At 64.4% G+C, this 601-nt stretch carries 1 protein-coding gene; it reads left to right on the top strand.

Annotated features, from left to right (window positions below; genetic code table 11):
• A partial coding sequence (locus N787_RS12900; RefSeq protein ID WP_034214989.1) for an IS3 family transposase occupies positions 1–562 on the top strand: 562 nt, incomplete at its 5' end.
• Between the last annotated feature and the right edge of the window lie 39 nt (positions 563–601).

The following is a 601-nucleotide window of genomic DNA, read 5'->3' on the forward strand; positions in this document are numbered from 1 at the left end:
GGAGGAGAAGCCGATGGATCTGGTGAAGCGGAAGTTCAAGGCCGACCGGCCGAACGCGCTGTGGGTAAGCGACTTCACCTACGTGCCGACGTGGCAGGGATTTGTGTACGTGGCTTTCGTGATCGACGTATTCGCCCGGCGGATCGTCGGCTGGCGGGCCAGTTCGTCGCAGCAGACGCAGTTCGTGCTCGACGCACTCGAGCAAGCGGTGTGGGCGCGCCGCCCAGCGGAGAAGGCGCTGATCCACCATTCCGACCGCGGCAGCCAATACCTTTCCATTCGCTATACCGACCGCCTGATCGAGGCCGGCATCGAACCTTCGGTGGGCAGCGTCGGCGACAGCTACGACAACGCGCTGGCCGAAACGGTGATCGGACTGTTCAAGGCCGAGGTTACGAACCGCCGCTCCTGGCGCAGCCGGGAGGAGGTGGAATGGGAGACCTTGGGTTGGGTCGACTGGTATAACAACCAGCGACTGCTGGGGCCGATCGGCAACATACCCCCGGCGGAAGCGGAGGCGGCGTACTACGCCGGCAACACGGGTCACGCCATCGCGGCGTGACTCAAACGAAATGGCCTCCGGAGAAGCCGGGGCGATTCA

It is taken from the genome of Arenimonas metalli CF5-1 (assembly GCF_000747155.1).
Lineage (GTDB): Bacteria > Pseudomonadota > Gammaproteobacteria > Xanthomonadales > Xanthomonadaceae > Arenimonas > Arenimonas metalli.